We start from the raw sequence: 18548 nt of genomic DNA on the forward strand, positions 1-18548 counted from the left end.
AAAATTAAAGGTTGTTAAAGAGAAAGTCGAAATCGGCGGTCAGTTCCGCCTCGTAAGCCAGGAGCATCCAATATTCACGGGAAGCCTCGATATGATTATTCTCGGCCTGTTCTAATAAGGTGCGTACCTGCAACAACTCACTGAGTGTGATAAGACCACTCTTGTATCGCGCCAGATACATGTTGTAGGCATCCCGCGATTGGTTTACCCCGAGCCTGGTTTTTTGAAGCTGTTCAGATTGTTGGAAGATTTTTACCTGCGATGCAGTCAGGTCGGCTCGCATAGCCTGCTCGTATTGTGAGTACAGCAGTTTTTCACTTTCAGCTTCTTTAAAGAGCTCTTCTCCTTTGAAATAGTTGGTGCGAAGGCTGGTAATATTCCAAGTGATACCGATACCCACGAGAAAATTATTGGTGTTATTATTAAAACCGTCTTTCCATGCTCCCGATTCGGTCCCATTGGGGTTGATTCCTGTCCCTCTGTAGGCATAACCACCCAGCAAATTCATAGATGGCAATGATGCTCTTTTCTGAGCCTCACCGCTTAATTCATAGAATTGGGCCTGTTTTTCCAGCGCGCTGAGTATAGGATGCGAAGGATCAACAGTGTTATCGGTATTTAAATGATTTCTTTCCGGATTACTGAAACGGTAGGCGGATGCGGTATAATTGACCGTATCTCCGCCAAATAACTCCAATAATTTAATAAACGAGGCTTCCTTATATCCCTTCCATTTATCATTCTCACCCATTGATTGGATATAGGAAGAGGACGCGAGTAAACTATCCGCAGCCGGTTTTAGGCCGGATGCCGACAACCCGGAAGTGGTTTTGCGAATATCATCGAGACGTTGTACGTTCGTTTCCGACCAGTTCAGCTTGGCATCATTATATAAAAGAGAAATGTAACGTTCTGATAATAACTTTTTAAGGTTAAGTAGGTAAGCATCCTTTTCACTCATGGATTTACCGGATAAGGCATTCGCGGCCTCATTTTCCTTGCGAAGTCTGCCGAAGGAAAATAGCTCCCACTCGATTGTAGCGGAACCGAAACTGTTGGCTGCCATATTGCTCCCGTTTAGGGAATTTCCAGAACCGCTTACATTGAAGAAACCTGGTTGCGGGAAAAATGCTCCTGCACTTCCTTCGTATGTACCATAGGTAGTTTGTGCCTGTGCTTTTAGCTGGGGAAGCATTCCGCTTTTTACAGCCCGCTCATTGAGCTTTGCTGCTTCAACAGCTGAATTTTTTACCCCGACACCGGGATATTTCTCTTCTACTTTTGGCCACAAATTGCCTAAAGTATTCTCTTTTGGTTGCTGCCCATACAATGGGAACGAGACAGCAATGGCAAAGCACATGACTGTGATTGCTATAATATGTTTGATCATCCTACTATAGAATTTTTGATAGATCGGAAAAACGATCCATGATTATTAAAATGAAAACAAAAGAAATTCTGCCTATTGAAACCTGGCGGTCAATAGGAAAAAGAAATGTAGGATGGTATTAAAGGATGAGTTTCCGGTATTGGAGAAAAATAGGTAAAGTACCGTAGATCTTTAAATTCCCGTAAAGGGGATGTGATTGTTCCTTGCAGAAAATATAACCTAGCAGGAAAAGAAAAGTGGCCGTTAATAGAAGGGCAGGCAATAAATCGTTTGCGCTGATAGAAATCTCCTGAGAGATTATTGTATCCGCAGTTTCACTGTAGAAACATTTTTCAACCCCGTATCCAGAGATAAGATTGGTTTTTTTAGCTGAGCCTTGTTCCGTATTGACCGGAATATCAGCCAGACTCAAAAGGCCGTTTTTGATTGGGCATGATGTTAACAACACCAAAAGCATAGCAGCGAATACAAAAAAGTCTCGCAACTTATTTTTGGAAATATTTTTTGCAGCCTTATTCATGAAGTGACAAAAGTAGGTTATTAATAGCTCTGCGCACATGAAAGGATTTCAGAATTAGCTATTTTTAACATGCATAATTTTTTCATGGTATGCTTGATCAAGCTGATTTAAGGACCATACTTTAACATTAAACATGCATTAACCAATCTATTTCCACTAGTAATTTTTTCACATTCAGTGATTTACATGCTTTCTTGCCCTCCCCTGGTTTCGCAGACCGAATTCAAAAATCGAAAAGGGTATGCCCCGACCCCACACAAAGAAAACTGAGTCAGGGGCTCTTCCCATTATCCGCAAAGGTAACCCGCTCCCATTCCGTCGAAAATTAGGCTTATCAGTTTTTTAAAAAATGAATGCGACCATTTTATTGACCGATTAGATGTTTAATTAAGACCTGATATTGATTTCAAAATCTGTTTTTTTATCTAAACTTATTTAAATTTACTTTAGCCTTCCCAATGAAAAAATCTGCCCCATTTGTTCTTCTAATCTGCTTTAGCCTATACCACCTCGGATTTTTTGCGGTGCAGTTCCTTATGCCTATGGCAATACATCAACATTGGGAAAATCAGATTTGGGAAAATGACGAAGACTTTCTTGAGGGAAAACTGATCCGAATTCCTTTTGCCATGCCGTATGGGCAGAATCAGGAAAACTTTCAAACGGTGAATTTCCAGATGGAAATTGAGGGAAAAGTGAACCGCGTAATAAAACAACGGTATTTTGAAGATCACCTGGAGGTAGTCGTGGTGAAGGATGAACTCCAAACGAAACTTAATGAACAAGTGAAACTCTGGATAGTTTCTCTCGCATCTGATCAGGGAGATTTTGAGGGGCCGCCTTTACAGAAAGTACTTTTAAAATCCTTCGCAAAAGACTTTGTCCCACGCGTACACGATTTCTCCCTTGCACCAAAACTTACCGAAATATTAATCCGGCATTTTTCTCCTTTTTTAGTCAGCATTCCGAAGGGAATCAAGGATATCCTACTGCTTCCTCCCCAGGGAATCCAGTTCTCTTGAATCTTTTTTCAGGGAAATAATCCCTGAATTTTCCCATCAATTATGACTTCTACTTATGAATTACAAGTATTATTTCTACTTGCTGATGGCCTATTGCTGCCTTTCAGGCAGAGTATATGCACAGCAAGACACTATTAAAACCTTATCTCTCGAAGAGATTAAAATCCAGAATTTCCGACTTCAAAACCCGGTCACCAGTCTCCCCTCAACGAATGGATTGATGATAATCGGAGGAAGGAAATCCGAAGTTATTTCCCTGAGCGGACTGGCTACTAATCTTGCAGAAAAGACAGGCCGTAGTCTTTTTGCAAAGATCCCTTCTGCATTTATTTATGACATGGATGGCACCGGCAATCAAATCAACCTCTCTGTAAGGGGATTAGATGGCCACCGCAGTTGGGAATTCAACGTGCGGCAAAACGGCGTAATGATCAATACCGATATCTATGGGTATCCTGCCAGTCACTATTCCATGCCAATAGAAGCGGTCGGGCAGATAGAATTGATTCGTGGAACCGCCGCACTTCAGTATGGTCAGCAGTTTGGTGGCATGCTCAATTACGTGCTCAAAAAACCCGATCCAAGCAGAAAGTTTAGCCTTGAAAACATCAGTTCCGCAGGTTCTTTTGGCCTCTTATCCAACTGCACCTCAATCGGAGGGACGGTAGGGAAGTTCAGCTATTTTGGGTACTACCAAAAGCGGAATTCCAATGGATACCGAGATAACGGAAAATCAGAGTCTGATGCTCAGCATGTGGAAATTTCGTATCAGTTTAATGATCGGCTAAAAGGCAAAGCAGAACTAAGCAGAAGTATCTTCTTGTACCAGATTCCAGGTCCGCTTACAGACGCACAATTTGAGCAAGACCCAACCCAAGCAACCCGAACACGCAATTATTACAGTCCGGAAATATGGGTTCCTGCAGTGACGCTGGAAGGCAAATTGGCTGCAAACACCAGTTTCAGTTTGGTTGGAAGCGGAGTATTTGGTCAGAGAAGCTCTGTCACTTTTGATGCCTTTGCCAATGTGCCCGACACCATCAATAGCTCAACCTCCAAGTACGCAGCTAGAAATGTAGATATAGATAATTACCATACCCGGACTGTTGAGGCCAGAATTCTTCATGGATATAAATTAGGATCTGTACGAAACGATCTCTCTTTTTCCGTCCGATATTTCAACAATTCTTTTGATCGGAGGCAGCGTGGAAAGGGAACAACCGGTACAGACTATGACCTTTCAGTAATGGGTGAATTCCCTAGAGATATCAATTTGAAGAGTCACAGCATTGCCGCTTCCCTGGAAAACCAATTTCACCTAAATGACCGATTTTCAATTTCCCCGGGAATACGGATTGAAAATGGAAATTCGGTAATGAGTGGGACCATAAGTTTTGTGGAATCAGCGCAGGTACCTCAGGAAATTGAATATGATTTTGTGGCTTTAGGAATCAACGCCAATTATCACTTTTCGACTTCCAATCGCCTCTATGCAGGAATTTCCCAAGCCAACAGACCTGTCCTGTTTCAGGATATCATTCCCGGAAATCCCCTAACTATAATCAACCCAAACCTCAAACACAGCTTTGGATACAATTCGGAAATAGGCTGGGAACTCAGCCCCAAGGAGGCGATGAATTTAAACACCACTTTATTTTATACATTTATAGGTAACCGTGTTGGTAATATTTTGGTGGAACAAGATGAAACTTCTCTGATCCAAAAAAGCAACATAGGTGACAGCGGAACGGCCGGAGTGGAACTCCTCTGGGACTGGGAATTCCTGAAGAAAAATCGCTTTGCTCTTTCCTTTTATACCTCATCGAGTTGGATGCGGGCTAGATATCTTAATGGTTTAGTGGCAGGATCGGAAGGAAATGAGGAAATTGAAGGGAATTATGTAGAGGCTGTTCCCGAGTGGATCAGCAGAAACGGGCTAACCGCTTCCTATGGTTCTTTACAATTGGCTCTACAGCATCAGTTTGTAAGCGAATCTTTTTCCGACGCACTCAATACAAAAAGTCCACCTCCTTCAGGTGCAGTGGGTTTGGTTCCTTCCTATCACATCTGGGATCTTCAGGGAATTTATACCTATGAAAACCTGACTTTGCGGGCAAGTTTTCAGAATATTTTCGACAACTCCTATTTCACAAAAAGACCTCAAATGTATCCGGGACCAGGGATATGGACTTCTGATGGAAGAAGTTTGGTTGTGTCCCTTGGGTTTAGAATCTGATCAATTCCACCTTCTTACATTTTAATTCCTATCTTTGGTTAGATGTTAAAAAGAAATTGGACCATAGTGACAATGCTTTTAGCTCTGGCAATCATGCTGGGGCATAACATCTTTCCCCATCATCATCACGAGGAGAACAAAGAACTGGCTCAGCATCATCATTCAGATGATCACCATCATGATACTGATCATGAGAGTCCGAGTGAATCTCCTGACTTCGAACATTTATTTTCTGTACTCCAACACGCAGGAAATGGAGTTACCTTTTTAACCGGTAATGACCTAAGTAAACTAGAGGAAGGTAAAATCATTTCATCCATCGATGGAGTAACCTTCACTTTATTTTCTCCCATTTCTTCGTCGATAATCGGAGAAAAATCACCCCCCTTCCGGCCAGTCTTCCGGAATTTTAAATATTTCCTTCCCACAGGATTACGAGCACCCCCGGCTCGCATCGTTTAATTCCTTTTTGTATTAAAGGGTACTTCACCAGCCATTTTTCTGGGGCTTGCTGTGACCCTAATTTTATCAAATCAAAAATCAAAAAACGATGAAAAATTCACTTCTAATATTTGCTGTTGCTTCTCTGTTGGTTGTCGGTTGCGGAAATAAAAAAACTGAAGATCACGCTCATGATGCCGACGGAAATCACACAGAGGCTGAAGGCACTCACCAACATGAAGATGGTGCAGTTCACGACGATCATGAAGAAGTCGAGCTCAAGCAAGAAGAGTTTACTGCCCCTGCAGACAGTGCTGCGAAAGCATCGGATGAGCACGGCCATGAGCACGAAGAAGGCGACGACCATTAATCCCTCTATTTAAATCCTTTTAAAATGACAAGATCATCATTACTGATGGTCTTGCTCATCTTTTCATGTTTGAGTTGTACTCGGACTTCGGAAGATGGGCAAGACCTTGGGACAGAAATGAGTGCTTTACAGCCGCTGGCTTACACCATTTATTCCGATAAAACTGAACTCTTTGTAGAATTCAGACCACTGGTAGTTGGAAAAGTATCTTCCTTTGCTGCTCACTTTACACTTTTGGGTGAAAATTTTCTACCTCTTACCGAAGGCAAAGTCACCGTTAGTCTGCTGGTAGGAGAAAAGGGAATCAGGAGCACAGCGGATTCTGCGAGTTCTCCCGGTATTTTCCGCCTGGCCCTCAATCCTAATACTGCCGGAACAGGCAAGCTCATTTTTGATATTATCACGCCAGAATTCAGTGATCAGATCGTGATCGAGAATATCAATATCTATGCGGATGAAAATGAAGCCTTGGATAAGCAACAGGTGCTGACACCGGAAGCAGACTTGATTACTTACTTGAAGGAGCAAGCATGGAAAGTGGAGTTTGCAAACGCACCTGTGGTACGCCAGGATTTTACTGATGTAATTAAAACACACGGGCAACTTCTGTCTGCTCCGGGAGATGAAAGGATGGTCACGGCCAATGCCGGCGGAACCGTGCAGTTTTCCGGCACCAAGACTTTGGTAGGTTCAGAGGTGAATTCCGGTACCGGCCTATTCATGATTTCTGGAGGCAATGTAACCGATGGAAATATTGATGCAGTGTATATCGAAGCAAAAGCCAATTACGAAAAAGCGAAGTTGGATTTTGAACGGTCCAGTATTTTGGTCAAAGATCAGATCATTTCCCAGAAGGATTTTCTTCAAACGAAGTTAGCATTTGAAAATGCCCAAACAGCTTATAACACGATTGGCAAAAACTACACGGCCGGAGGACAGCGGATTTCATCTCCTATAAGTGGATTTGTGAAAAACATATTGGTAACAGAAGGCCAATATGTATCAGCGGGGACTCCTTTGGCTGTCATTTCCAAAAACAAGAAACTTGTTCTTCAGGCAAATATTTCCCAGAAATATTTCAATAAGCTCCCCTCCATCAATGCAGCCAATTTTCAGCTGGCGGGTGTGGAGACGGTTTTTGATACCAAGCAATTAAATGGGAAAGTGATTTCATATGGCAGGAGTACTTCTGCAAATGCGCCGTTTATTCCTATCACATTCGAAATCGACAACATCGGCGACTTGATTCCAGGAGCGGCGGCGGAGGTTTACCTCAAATCATCCCCTATCCCCAAGGCGTTGGTGGCTCCGGCCTCCGCACTGTTGGAGGAGCAAGGCAATTATTATGTTTATGTGCAGACTGCTGGAGAAAGTTTTCAAAAGCGAGAAGTTAAAGTCGGTTTGAGCGACGGCATAGCTGTTCAGCTTCTCTCCGGTGTAGCAGAAGGTGAAAGGGTGGTTTACAAAGGGGCTTACCAAATTAAGCTTTCATCTGCATCTGGAGAATTACCTGACCACGGTCACGAACACTAAAAATCTTCCAGATGCTAAATCGAATTATACACTTCGCACTTAACAATCGACTGCTGATCCTAGTCGCTTCTGTATTGTTGCTAATCTTTGGTTCTTATGTGGCTTCCCGAATGGAAGTTGACGTATTCCCTGATCTGACCGCCCCCACGGTGGTGGTCCTGACCGAGGCACATGGAATGGCTCCGGAGGAAGTGGAAAAGCTCGTCACTTTTCCCATCGAAACTTCAGTCAACGGGGCTACTAATGTGCGAAGGGTGCGGAGCTCATCTTCTGCGGGAATATCAATCGTGTGGGTGGAGTTTGAATGGAATACGGATATTTTTAAAGCTAGACAAATTGTCAATGAAAAGGTCATAGCGGTAGGCGAAAAACTACCAGTTGGAGTCGGAAATCCAGTGATGGCTCCTCAGGCAAGCATCATGGGGGAAATCATGCTAATCAGCATGACCGCAGATTCCACCAATCAAATGGATCTCCGAACCATTGCAGATTGGACGATCAGACCCAGATTGTTGGCTACCGGCGGTGTAGCTCAGGTCGTGGTAATCGGAGGCGAATACAAGCAATACCAGATTTTGGCCTCTCCTCAAAAGATGGAGTTTTACCAAATCTCCCTTTCGGAATTAGTAGAAGCAAGCAAGGAGGCTAATGGAAACTCTTCCGGAGGATTTCTAAATGAATTTGGTAATGAATACATCGTCAAAGGTATCGGAAGAACCAATGAAGTCAAGGAAATAGGGAAATCCATCATCAAAATGGTTGGTGGAAATCCTGTCAAGATTGAAGATGTCGCAGAGATCAAAATTGGACCCGCTCCCAAAATTGGTGATGGTTCTCTGAAGGGCGAACCCGCCATCATCATGACCGTCATGAAACAGCCTGACACCAACACGCTGGAATTAACGGATCAAATAGATGCCGCTGTGGCAGATATACAGGGCAATTTGCCAGGCGATATTCACATTAATACTCAAATATTCCGGCAGGCAGATTTCATCAATGCCTCAATCAGCAATATTCAAAAAGTGCTGATCGAAGGAACCGTTTTTGTAATTATCATTCTGTTCCTGTTTTTAATGAATTGGAGGGCAACTGCCATTTCCCTTGTTGCCATACCGATTTCATTAATTGTCTCTATCCTGACACTTAAATGGCTCGGCTTTACGATTAACACCATGAGTCTGGGCGGAATGGCAATCGCAATCGGTGATTTGGTAGATGACGCAATCATCGATGTCGAAAATGTTTTCAAGCGATTGAAAGAAAATGCCCGAAAACCACTGGCGGAACAGCAAAACAAACTTAAAGTCATTTTCGATGCTTCCTTCGAAATCCGAACTTCCATCATCAATGCCACCTTTATAATTATTGTCGCTTTCATTCCGCTGTTTTTCCTTTCTGGAATGGAAGGAAAACTTCTTGCTCCATTGGGGATTGCATTTATTGTTTCCCTTTTCGCATCACTGATCGTTTCCATCACCCTGACACCGGTGCTTTGTAGCTATTTGCTTACCAATGATAGAATGTTGGAAAAGCAACACAAAGAAAGTTGGTTGGTAGAACGACTTCAGATTGGGTACGTCAGGCTTTTGGAAAAAGCTATTCGCTGGAAAAAAGCCATGATAATTGGCTGCCTGGCATTATTTGCACTCGCTATTCTTGCCTTTGCTCAATTAGGAAGGAGCTTTTTGCCTGAATTCAATGAAGGTTCATTGGTCGTAAGTTTGGTCAGTTTACCAGGAATTTCGCTGGTAGAAAGTAATCAAATCGGCATAAGAATCGAAAAAGCATTGCTTACGGTTCCCGAAATAGCAATTACAACCAGAAGGACAGGAAGAGCGGAATTGGATGAACATGCCCAAGGTGTAAACGCATCTGAAATTGATGCTCCGTTTACCCTCGGTGACAGAAGCAGGGAAGATTTCATGGCTGATGTCAGAGCGAAAACAACCGGAATTGCCGGAGCAAATATCACTATAGGACAGCCTATTGGTCATAGAATTGACCATATGTTATCAGGAACTCGTGCCAATATAGCCATCAAGATTTTCGGAAATGACCTTGGTAAATTGTTCTCCCTTTCTAATCAAATTAAAAATGAGATTCAGAATGTAGAAGGGTTGGTGGACTTGAGTGTGGAGCAACAGGTGGAAATTCCTCATATCCAAATCAAACCTAAGCGAGACTTGCTCAACCACTATGGAATCACGATGGGTGAGTTTAACGAATTCGTAGATGTTGCTTTTGCAGGAGAAAAAGTCTCTGATATTTATGAAAATGCCAAAACCTTTGACTTGATCGTCAGATTCGGGGAAGAAAATCGGACTAAAATAGAACATATCCGAAATGCATTGATCGACACCCATGATGGACCAAAAATCTCACTTCATTACATTGCTGATGTAGTCAGTACCAGCGGACCAAATACCATAAACAGAGAAAATGTTGAGCGAAAAACAGTCGTTTCTGCCAACGTAGCAGGAAGAGACCAAAAAAGCGTTGTTCAGGAAATTCAGCAAATCGTCGGCGAAAAAGTTATCCTGCCGGAAGGCTACCATATCGAATATGGAGGACAGTTTGAAGCTGAAGCTGAAGCATCCCAAACCTTGCTTGCTACCTCCTTACTATCCTTTCTTATCATTTTCTTATTACTCTTTCAGGAGTTTAAGAATGCCAAAATCTCCGGTATCATCTTGTTAAACTTGCCTCTAGCATTGATCGGCGGTGTATTTAGTATTTATTTCACAAGCGGCATTCTAAGTATTCCCGCCATAATTGGCTTTATCACCCTTTTTGGGGTGGCTACCCGAAATGGGATCTTGTTGGTTTCACATTACCAGACACTTCAGGCAGAAGGGATGGATCTTTATCAGACCATTATTCAAGGTTCGAAAGATCGATTAAGTCCAATATTAATGACTGCTTTGACTGCTGGCTTGGCTTTGATTCCTTTGGCTATCGCAGGTGATTTGCCTGGAAACGAGATTCAAAGTCCGATGGCTAAAGTAATTCTCGGAGGGCTGTTAACTTCAACACTACTCAATATATTCATCGTTCCAGCTGTATATTTCATGGCTAACAGGAATGGAAAAGTTTAACCAAAGATAGAAATGAAACAAATAAGCTTGAAAAAAAAGGATTTGAAAGTCCTTTTAATTCATTATTCATTCCTGATGATTTTCCTGATGATTTTCACTTTATCTGGCAATGCTCAAACCAAAGTTGATTCAGTTCTGTCGTCGATTTCAGCAAACAATAAAACCATTCTTGCTAATGAACAGTTTTGGGAGGCAGAAAAACTACAATATAAGGTGGGTCTTTCCCCTTATAATCCAAAAGTTGACTATGACTACCTGAATGGTTCTCCTGCCACGGCAGGAAACCAAACAGAATTTGCAGTCACTCAGTCTTTTGATTTCCCGACTGCTTATGGTAAGAAAAAGCAATTATCCAACGATCAAATTGCGAAAGCAGAACTTCAACTGGCCGCGGCCCGGCAAGAAATACTTCTCCAAGCAAGAAATGTCGCTTTAGAGCTGATTTATAGAAATAAATTACAAGAAGAGTTGATGATAAGAAAGCAAAATACTGAGAAATGGCTTTCAAACTTTCAAACCCGGCTCGATAAAGGCGATGGTAATATCCTTGATGTGAATAAAGCAAAACTCCAATTGATCCAAATCAATTCGGAGTTTCAGGAAAACATTTCTGCTATAAATCAGCTCAATCAGAAACTGACAGAGCTTAATGGAGGAATTTCAATCATCTTGACAGATACAGATTATCCACAACAACCAGAAATACCAAGTTTTGAGGCAATAGAAAATGAAATTGAAGCGGCAAACCCGGTTAGGAAGTATTTAGAGCAAGAAATAAATGTTGCCAAAAGTCAGGTAGTGCTTAGTCGAGCTATGTCACTTCCGAGAATGGAAGCAGGTTATCGATACCAGTCTATTTTGGGCCAAACTTTCCAAGGACTTCATGTTGGAATGACCATACCCCTCTGGGAAAACAAAAACACAGTAAAAGTCAGACAAGCAAGTTTGGTCTCAAATGAATTAAATCTTCAGGAGCATAAAAATGAGCACTTCCACAAAATTCTTAGTCTTTATGAAAAATACACCAACTTGAAGATCACTCTCGATGAATACAAGACGCTTTTTGGATCATTAAATAATACTGAATTATTGGACAAGTCTTTGACTTTGGGTCAGATTTCAAGTATAGAGTACTTCCTAGAGATGGGATACTATTATGATGCGCTTCGTAATTATCTGAAAACTGAAAGAGATTATCACCAGACTGTTTCTGAGCTATACAAATACAAATTGTGATTCCGGAAATTAATTATTGAACAAGCGTGCAGTCAACATATGGTTTTAGAAATCTAAATCCCACTTGAATTACCATTAAAGAGGGATTTTTAGCCTAGTATTCAAGTATTTATGAATTCGATTTTTGGGGAGACCAACCTTGTACTGTCAGATCTCCATTAAATTCGTGGCAGAAATTTAAATACTAATTTGGAGTTGTTAGGTTCGTTCAGCAAACCTTTACTATCCCTTTTGATTTCATCTGTTCAGTCAATGTTTAATGCGGGTCAAACAGGGATTAGTTTAAATCGTTCAACCGGGGTCAATTTCATCGTTTTTTGAAATCGGGAATGACCCACAAGGAATTTTTTCCTTTTTATTTAGAAAAATTCTAAATAGTCTTTTTAGATTCAGTCTAAATAAATAGATTTGTCAAAAATATTTCAAACCAACCAAAATCCATGATTAATTATTTCAAAAACCACGCATTGATATTGGGGATTTGCCTTGTAGGTTTCTCTTCCTGCGAAACTGAAAACGAAAAGCCAAACCTGAGATCTAAGATTGAATACTCCAGTTTGGTGGCTTCTTCCCCCTATTCGGGCCAATTTTTGGCTACTACCGGGACGACCACGGTGGACCTGACAGAGGGAAATACTTCACTAAGAATGTTCCAGTCACTGAATTATTATTTTACCTCAAGCATCAAGGCAAAAACCACAATCCAGGCTCAGAAAGCTTCAAATTTGTTTTCCAACACAGGAAATTCATTTATTGACATAACAGATACCGGAATTTCAGTAAGCGGAACTGCATTGAATAGTTCTAGCCTTAGTCTCAGTGAGATGGTGGCAGCATCAAGATCGCAAGCCGAAGCCACCACGACCAAAACTAATTTCGGATTGATGTTTAGTCAACTAGAACAGGCCAGCCTTTCTTTGAATAAAGCTGCCACTTCAAATACGGCAGGAATGCTGGGCACCTATCTGGTGGACGAAAACGGAATTGAAATCGCCCAGGTAATTCAAAAATCCCTGATCGGAGCCCTTCAATTAGACTATATCGGCAATGTACTGCTGAAAGAAGGTCTCAATGCGGATAATTACAGTTTGGTCGAAGGAAAAAACTACACAAAACTGGAGCACAATTGGGACATGGCCTACGGGATGCTGACCTTGAATCCTGTTTATCTGGAAGGATACACGGACAGTCAGAGAGGACCTTTGTCTGAATTCGGAGCGGGTTCTTACATCTGGGAATACAATAAAGAAAGCTATGCCAAAATTTTCCCTGCCTTCTTAAAGGGAAGGGCTGCCATCGTCAATAACGATAGAGCTGAACTGGAAATTCAGGCACTTTTTATCCGGAAGGAATTTGAAAAAGCCCTTGCTAACGCTGCATTGGGTTACCTGGGAAAATGGAGAACCAGCACCTCTGACGATAAGAGAGCGCACGCGATTGGGGAAGGATTGGGCTTTATTTACTCTTTAAGATTCGCCTCTACCTATCAGGCGGACGCCATGTTCTCGGACGCCATCCTGTTAAACCTGGTGGGAGGCACCAATGATTTTTGGAACCTTGACGCTTCAAAGATCAATGCGGCAGAACTAGCGATCAAAGCTAAGTTTGGTTTATAAATAACACTTGATTCAAGCAAAATGGTACCGGTAAATCCCGGTACCATTTTAATTCTAAATGAAATGGTAAGAACATTGTTTAAAAATTCAATTTGGATCTTTTTAATTGTCTCCATGACCGGATGCCTGGAAGATTCAAAACAAAGTGACAACATTTCCGAAGACGGTTCCAGTGACCGTAAGGAAATGTTGACCTTTTGGGCAGAATCCATGATCCTGCCAGGATATCTGGAGTTTGATTCCCACATGGAAACCCTTGCCCTGAGAGCAAATGCGTTTGCCGCAAGTCCCAATAGCCAAAACCTGGGTTCGTTGAGAGAAGCCTGGAAAAATGCCTACCTCAATTGGCAAAAAGTGGAAATGTATGAAGTCGGCCCTGCCGAAAAATACACCTTGAGAAGCTTCTTCAATATATATCCGGCCGATGTTGCAGGGATAGAATCCAACATATCTGATCCAACTGCAAATCTTGAGTTGCCCGGAGCCTATGCCCGGCAAGGCTTTCCTGCTCTGGACTTCCTCATTAATGGAGTTGGGGCTAATGACCAGGCAATAATAGCTTACTACCAGGAACAGAACCTTGGCTCCAAGAGGCTCGCTTACCTGACCAAACTGACTATCAGGATGGATGGCATGCTTTCTAATGTTATCTCCGAATGGAATGGTGCGTACAAAGAGGAATTCATCAACAAAACCGGACTGGACATCGGTTCTTCCACTGCTGGTATGGTCAATGCTTACGTGCTGTATTACGAGCGCCACGTCAGATCCGGTAAAATCGGAATCCCATCAGGTGCAACCATTGCAGCTTCCGGAGTCCCTAATCCCGATAAAATCGAGGCTTTCTATAGCGAGGAGATTTCTCGGGAATTGGCCCAAACAGCACAGAAGTCATTCGAAGACTTTTTTAACGGAGCAGCAGGTTCTAAAACCGGCCCTTCTCTGAAGTCCTATCTGAACTCATTGGGTGCCAAAGATCCTTCCACGGGAAAATTACTTTCCGATTATATCAACGAGCAATTTGTCGTCATCGACACAAGACTGAACCAGCTAACCCCCAGCTTATACAACCAGATTCTGACCGATAACCAGCCTATGGTCAGCCTCTACAATGAAATGCAAAAATTGGTCAGAATCCTTAAAGTGGATATGACCTCTGCGATGAGCATTACCATTACCTATACAGATAATGATGGTGACTAACACTGCAAGCAAGCTTCATACTTTTTTAACCAAAACGACATCCTGTGCACCCCTGGCGGTATTCAGGATGTTGTTTGGTTTATTGATGTTTGTCAGTATGATCCGGTTTTGGTGGAAAGGCTGGATCCATGAATTTTTCATTTCCCCCAAATATCATTTCTCATTTTATGGTTTTGAATGGGTACAGCCCTGGGGAGAATACACCTATGTGCTTTTTATAATAGCAGCCGGAAGCGCAGGGCTCATTGCGTTGGGACTATGGTATCGCTCCGCCACCATTATTTTTTTTCTGTCTTTCACTTATATCGAACTGATGGATAAGACCACTTATCTCAATCACTATTATTTCATCAGTCTGATCAGTTTCCTGATGATTTTTTTGCCTGCACACGCTTGCTTTGGGTTGGATGCCCGAAATAATAAGAACTTAAACTCGTCCGGAATACCGGCATGGACCACTCTGTCCATCAAAGTCATGGTGGTTATCTTGTATTTCTACGCTGGCTTGGCCAAGTTAAACAGCGACTGGCTGCTGAAAGCTCTTCCCATGAAAATCTGGCTGCCTGCAAAAAATGACCTTCCCTTAATTGGTGACTTATTCGATGAACTTTGGGTTGCTTATGCATTCAGCTGGATCGGATGCATTTATGACCTGAGTATCGGTTTTTTGTTGTCTTATCGACCCACCCGAGTAATCGCCTTCTTGTCAGTCATTGCTTTTCATTTGTTAACCTCCCTTCTGTTTCCTATTGGGATGTTTCCTTACATCATGATTTTCACAGCGATGATTTTCTTCTCCGAAGGTTTTCATGAAAAGCAGCTCCAAAGGATCGGAAAAGCTCTTCGGTTTTCTCAATCCTTTCTTTCCAGCGATCACACCTATCGGTACAGCAAACCGGCAAGCAGGTTCATACTTACCATTTTTACTTTCTTCTTTATGATCCAATTGCTCCTGCCTTTTCGGTATTGGCTCTATCCGGGAGAACTCTTTTGGACAGAAGAAGGATATAGATTTTCCTGGAGAGTCATGTTGATGGAAAAAATGGGGACAGCAACCTTTGTCGTAAAAGATTCTTCAGGAAAGGTTATTGAGGTCAACAATTCAGAGTTTTTGACCCCCCAACAAGAAAAAATGATGGCTACACAGCCGGATATGATGTTAGAATTTGCCCATATCCTGCGGGATTATTTCTCCTCCCGGGGCATGGAAAATCCACAGGTCTTTGTGGACAGCTATGTTTCGCTGAACGGACGAATAGGCAGACCACTTGTAAAACCGGGCGTGGATCTGTCCAAAGAAAACGAGTCTTTCCTTCCAAAATATTGGATAACACCCTTCCACGATGAGATTAAAGGTCTTTAGTTTAGTTACCATGTTGCTGAGTCCATTTTCAGTCTGGGCACAATTCCAGCTGAAAGGAACCGTCAAATCTCAAGACGACAATTCCATCGTATCCTCTTGCACTGTTTATCTCAACGACGGATCCCGGTTGGTCGAGGTTAATCAAAAAGGCGAGTTTGTTTTCAACCTCCTTCCTGATGGTGGCTATACCGTACACTTTACCAGTGGTTCCTTTAAATACAAAAATCTACAGGTGAACCTGGAGGGGAAGGATCAATCGATCCAGGTTTATCTGGAGCCTCAGGCCCAGGAACTGGATGAGGCTTTGGTCACTTCTACCACCACATTGGGGCTGAACAGAATGAATGCTGTAGAAAACATGGGGCTTTATGAAGGAAAAAAATCCGAAGTCATCATTCCCTCAAACCTCACCGCCAACCTCTCTACCAACAATGCCAGACAAGTCTACTCCAAAGTCGCAGGATTGAATATTTGGGAAAATGACGGAGCCGGACTTCAGTTGAGCATCGGCGGGAGAGGCCTGGATCCTAACAGAACTTCCAATTTTAATGTACGCCAAAACGGATACGACATCAGTGCCGATGCATTGGGATATCCCGAGAGCTACTATACTCCCCCTTTGGAAGGAATCGGCAAGATTCAGATTGTAAGAGGAGCCGCTTCCCTGCAATACGGGACACAGTTTGGAGGATTGATCAACTTTGTCATCAAGCGACCTGTAGAGGACAAAAAACTGGAGCTGGTCGCACGCCAATCTCTGGGCTCTTTCGGGTTTTACAATACCTTCACAAGTGTCAGCGGTACAGTTGGGAAAATCAGCTATTATTCATTCCTCCAATACAAAAAGGGAGATGGCTGGAGACCAAACTCCCAATTTGAGAATTACACATTTTATTCAAATGTGAATTATAAGATCACAGAAAAGACTGACATCGGCATTGATTTTACCAAGATGAATTACCTGGCCCAGCAGCCCGGCGGACTTACCGACCAGATGTACGAAGAAGATCCCCGGCAAAGTAACCGGGAAAGAAACTGGTTCAGTGTGGATTGGAATCTATATGCATTCCACCTTGATCATAAATTCAACAAAAACAACTCATTCAATCTGAGGTTTTTCGGCCTCAATGCATATCGCTACGCGGTCGGTTTCCGACCAAATCGGGTAGCCTCGATTGATGACAATAGTCAGCGGGATCTGATCAAGGGCGATTTTCAAAACTGGGGAACAGAAGCAAGATTTCTGAAAAGGTATAGCCTTGGTAAAATCCAGTCCATCGGCTTGATAGGAGCAAGGTACTATAGTGGATTTAACCACAGTACCCAAGGCTTTGGCAGCACAGGAAGTGGTCCGGATTTCGACTACATCGAAGACGATGACAGCCTTTTGAACGATTATCGGTTTCCCAACAAAAATACGTCCCTGTTTTTTGAAAACATATTTTTCCTGACCGAAAAGCTATCTCTGACACCCGGAATTCGCTTTGAATACATCAAAACAACAGCAGATGGGTACTATGCCACTGTTTACCGTGATCTTGCCGGAAACATCCTCGAAAGAACAGTCACTGAAGAATACCGGATCAATACACGGGATTTTCTGATCGGGGGCTTGGGGATCAGCTATAAACCCAGTGTCAAAACCGAATTCTACGGCAACGTTTCACAGAATTACCGTTCGATCACATTCAGCGACATGAGGGTCACCAATCCTTCGGCAGTCGTTGACCAAAATCTCCAGGATGAAAAAGGCTATTCCATGGATTTGGGTGTCCGATCGGATCAGACCGGAGTAATCAATTATGACCTGAGTTTATTTTACCTAAATTATGACAACCGCATCGGAGAGGTCCAGTTTTACGATGAAAACAACCGTGTTTTGAGAAAAAGAGGAAACATTGGTCGGGCTGTAATTCAAGGATTGGAATCCTATGCAGAATGGAATGTAATGAAGACACTCTTGCCGGAACGAACCAAATGGGCTGGATCAGTATTCGGCAACTTGGCTTTGATAAATTCTATTTATAAGGCCAGCGAAGTACCTGGAGTGGAAGGAAACCAGGTTGAATTTGTACCTAAAGTCAACTTAAAATCAGGTCTTATAATAGGTTATCAAGAATTCAAAGCCAATTTCCAATATACCTATCTTTCGGATCAGTATTCAGATGCCACGAATGCAATCGATGGTGGAGTTTCGGCAGTTGTTGGAATCATACCCTCTTATTCCATTATGGACTTAAGCCTTTCATATCAATGGAAGTGGTTTAGACTGGAGGGTAATGTGAATAATTTGGCAAATTCCGTTTACTTTACCCGGAGAGCCACCGGATACCCCGGACCTGGGATTTTACCGTCTGATGGTAGAGGGTATTATTTTACACTTCAATTCAAGCTTTAAGAAGTTAATAAAAAGGGGACACTGAATTTCTGGGGCTACATGAAGGAAATTTCGAGGCCAGGACCAAGCTATTTTGACGAAAATAGTGGTGGCTTAAAAAATGACTTTACGACACGCAACGC

Annotated in this window: 13 protein-coding genes; 11 read left to right on the plus strand and 2 right to left on the minus strand. The window is 42.5% G+C overall.

Annotated features, from left to right (window positions below; all coding sequences use genetic code 11):
* Window positions 1-4: 4 nt before the first annotated feature.
* Complete coding sequence (locus ESV85_RS00595; RefSeq protein ID WP_103923871.1) at window positions 5-1390, minus strand: TolC family protein; 1386 nt, start codon at window positions 1388-1390, stop codon at window positions 5-7.
* 118 nt (window positions 1391-1508) lie between these two features.
* Complete coding sequence (locus tag ESV85_RS00600; RefSeq protein WP_103923870.1) at window positions 1509-1910, minus strand: hypothetical protein; 402 nt, start codon at window positions 1908-1910, stop codon at window positions 1509-1511.
* 542 nt (window positions 1911-2452) lie between these two features.
* On the opposite strand from ESV85_RS00600, the gene ESV85_RS00605 reads away from it, so the two are divergent.
* The 11 genes from ESV85_RS00605 to ESV85_RS00655 all read left to right on the plus strand — a co-directional run bounded on the left by ESV85_RS00605 (window position 2453) and on the right by ESV85_RS00655 (window position 18426).
* A complete protein-coding gene (locus tag ESV85_RS00605; protein ID WP_146064350.1) occupies window positions 2453-2932 on the plus strand; it encodes a hypothetical protein in 480 nt (159 codons plus the stop codon).
* A 55-nt stretch (window positions 2933-2987) separates the two neighbouring features.
* Window positions 2988-5168: a TonB-dependent receptor family protein gene (locus ESV85_RS00610; RefSeq protein ID WP_146914344.1), complete on the plus strand. Its 2181-nt coding sequence runs from the start codon at window positions 2988-2990 to the stop codon at window positions 5166-5168.
* A gap of 42 nt (window positions 5169-5210) precedes the next feature.
* Window positions 5211-5630 (plus strand): hypothetical protein, encoded by a 420-nt coding sequence (locus ESV85_RS00615; protein ID WP_146914345.1) that lies wholly within the window; start codon window positions 5211-5213, stop codon window positions 5628-5630.
* Between the two features lie 88 nt (window positions 5631-5718).
* On the plus strand, window positions 5719-5979 hold the full coding sequence (locus ESV85_RS00620; protein ID WP_146914346.1) for a hypothetical protein: 261 nt from the start codon (window positions 5719-5721) through the stop codon (window positions 5977-5979).
* 24 nt (window positions 5980-6003) lie between these two features.
* Window positions 6004-7512 (plus strand): efflux RND transporter periplasmic adaptor subunit, encoded by a 1509-nt coding sequence (locus tag ESV85_RS00625; RefSeq protein ID WP_146914347.1) that lies wholly within the window; start codon window positions 6004-6006, stop codon window positions 7510-7512.
* Between the two features lie 11 nt (window positions 7513-7523).
* Entirely contained in the window at window positions 7524-10610 is a 3087-nt protein-coding gene (locus ESV85_RS00630) for an efflux RND transporter permease subunit (RefSeq protein WP_146914348.1), read from the plus strand.
* A 12-nt stretch (window positions 10611-10622) separates the two neighbouring features.
* Window positions 10623-11846, plus strand: coding sequence for a TolC family protein (locus ESV85_RS00635; RefSeq protein WP_223275877.1), 1224 nt, complete (start codon window positions 10623-10625; stop codon window positions 11844-11846).
* A gap of 440 nt (window positions 11847-12286) precedes the next feature.
* Entirely contained in the window at window positions 12287-13462 is a 1176-nt protein-coding gene (locus tag ESV85_RS00640) for a DUF4856 domain-containing protein (protein WP_146914349.1), read from the plus strand.
* A gap of 114 nt (window positions 13463-13576) precedes the next feature.
* On the plus strand, window positions 13577-14665 hold the full coding sequence (locus ESV85_RS00645; protein ID WP_191321869.1) for an imelysin family protein: 1089 nt from the start codon (window positions 13577-13579) through the stop codon (window positions 14663-14665).
* Complete coding sequence (locus ESV85_RS00650; protein ID WP_223275878.1) at window positions 14652-16028, plus strand: HTTM domain-containing protein; 1377 nt, start codon at window positions 14652-14654, stop codon at window positions 16026-16028. Before ESV85_RS00645 ends, ESV85_RS00650 begins: the two co-directional genes overlap by 14 nt.
* Window positions 16009-18426, plus strand: coding sequence for a TonB-dependent receptor domain-containing protein (locus ESV85_RS00655; protein ID WP_146914351.1), 2418 nt, complete (start codon window positions 16009-16011; stop codon window positions 18424-18426). The genes ESV85_RS00650 and ESV85_RS00655 overlap by 20 nt, the downstream gene beginning before the upstream one ends.
* Window positions 18427-18548: the final 122 nt, after the last annotated feature.

This window comes from Algoriphagus aquimarinus (assembly GCF_007997215.1).
Classification (GTDB): domain Bacteria; phylum Bacteroidota; class Bacteroidia; order Cytophagales; family Cyclobacteriaceae; genus Algoriphagus; species Algoriphagus aquimarinus_A.

Excerpts from the sequence above, each read along its gene's own strand:
- ESV85_RS00595 (WP_103923871.1), bottom strand. The coding sequence starts at position 1,390 with ATGATCAAACATATTATAGCAATCACAGTCATGTGCTTTGCCATTGCT.
- ESV85_RS00600 (WP_103923870.1), bottom strand. The coding sequence starts at position 1,910 with ATGAATAAGGCTGCAAAAAATATTTCCAAAAATAAGTTGCGAGACTTT.
- ESV85_RS00605 (WP_146064350.1), top strand. The coding sequence starts at position 2,453 with ATGGCAATACATCAACATTGGGAAAATCAGATTTGGGAAAATGACGAA.
- ESV85_RS00610 (WP_146914344.1), top strand. The coding sequence starts at position 2,988 with ATGAATTACAAGTATTATTTCTACTTGCTGATGGCCTATTGCTGCCTT.
- ESV85_RS00615 (WP_146914345.1), top strand. The coding sequence starts at position 5,211 with ATGTTAAAAAGAAATTGGACCATAGTGACAATGCTTTTAGCTCTGGCA.
- ESV85_RS00620 (WP_146914346.1), top strand. The coding sequence starts at position 5,719 with ATGAAAAATTCACTTCTAATATTTGCTGTTGCTTCTCTGTTGGTTGTC.
- ESV85_RS00625 (WP_146914347.1), top strand. The coding sequence starts at position 6,004 with ATGACAAGATCATCATTACTGATGGTCTTGCTCATCTTTTCATGTTTG.
- ESV85_RS00630 (WP_146914348.1), top strand. The coding sequence starts at position 7,524 with ATGCTAAATCGAATTATACACTTCGCACTTAACAATCGACTGCTGATC.
- ESV85_RS00635 (WP_223275877.1), top strand. The coding sequence starts at position 10,623 with ATGAAACAAATAAGCTTGAAAAAAAAGGATTTGAAAGTCCTTTTAATT.
- ESV85_RS00640 (WP_146914349.1), top strand. The coding sequence starts at position 12,287 with ATGATTAATTATTTCAAAAACCACGCATTGATATTGGGGATTTGCCTT.
- ESV85_RS00645 (WP_191321869.1), top strand. The coding sequence starts at position 13,577 with ATGACCGGATGCCTGGAAGATTCAAAACAAAGTGACAACATTTCCGAA.
- ESV85_RS00650 (WP_223275878.1), top strand. The coding sequence starts at position 14,652 with ATGATGGTGACTAACACTGCAAGCAAGCTTCATACTTTTTTAACCAAA.
- ESV85_RS00655 (WP_146914351.1), top strand. The coding sequence starts at position 16,009 with ATGAGATTAAAGGTCTTTAGTTTAGTTACCATGTTGCTGAGTCCATTT.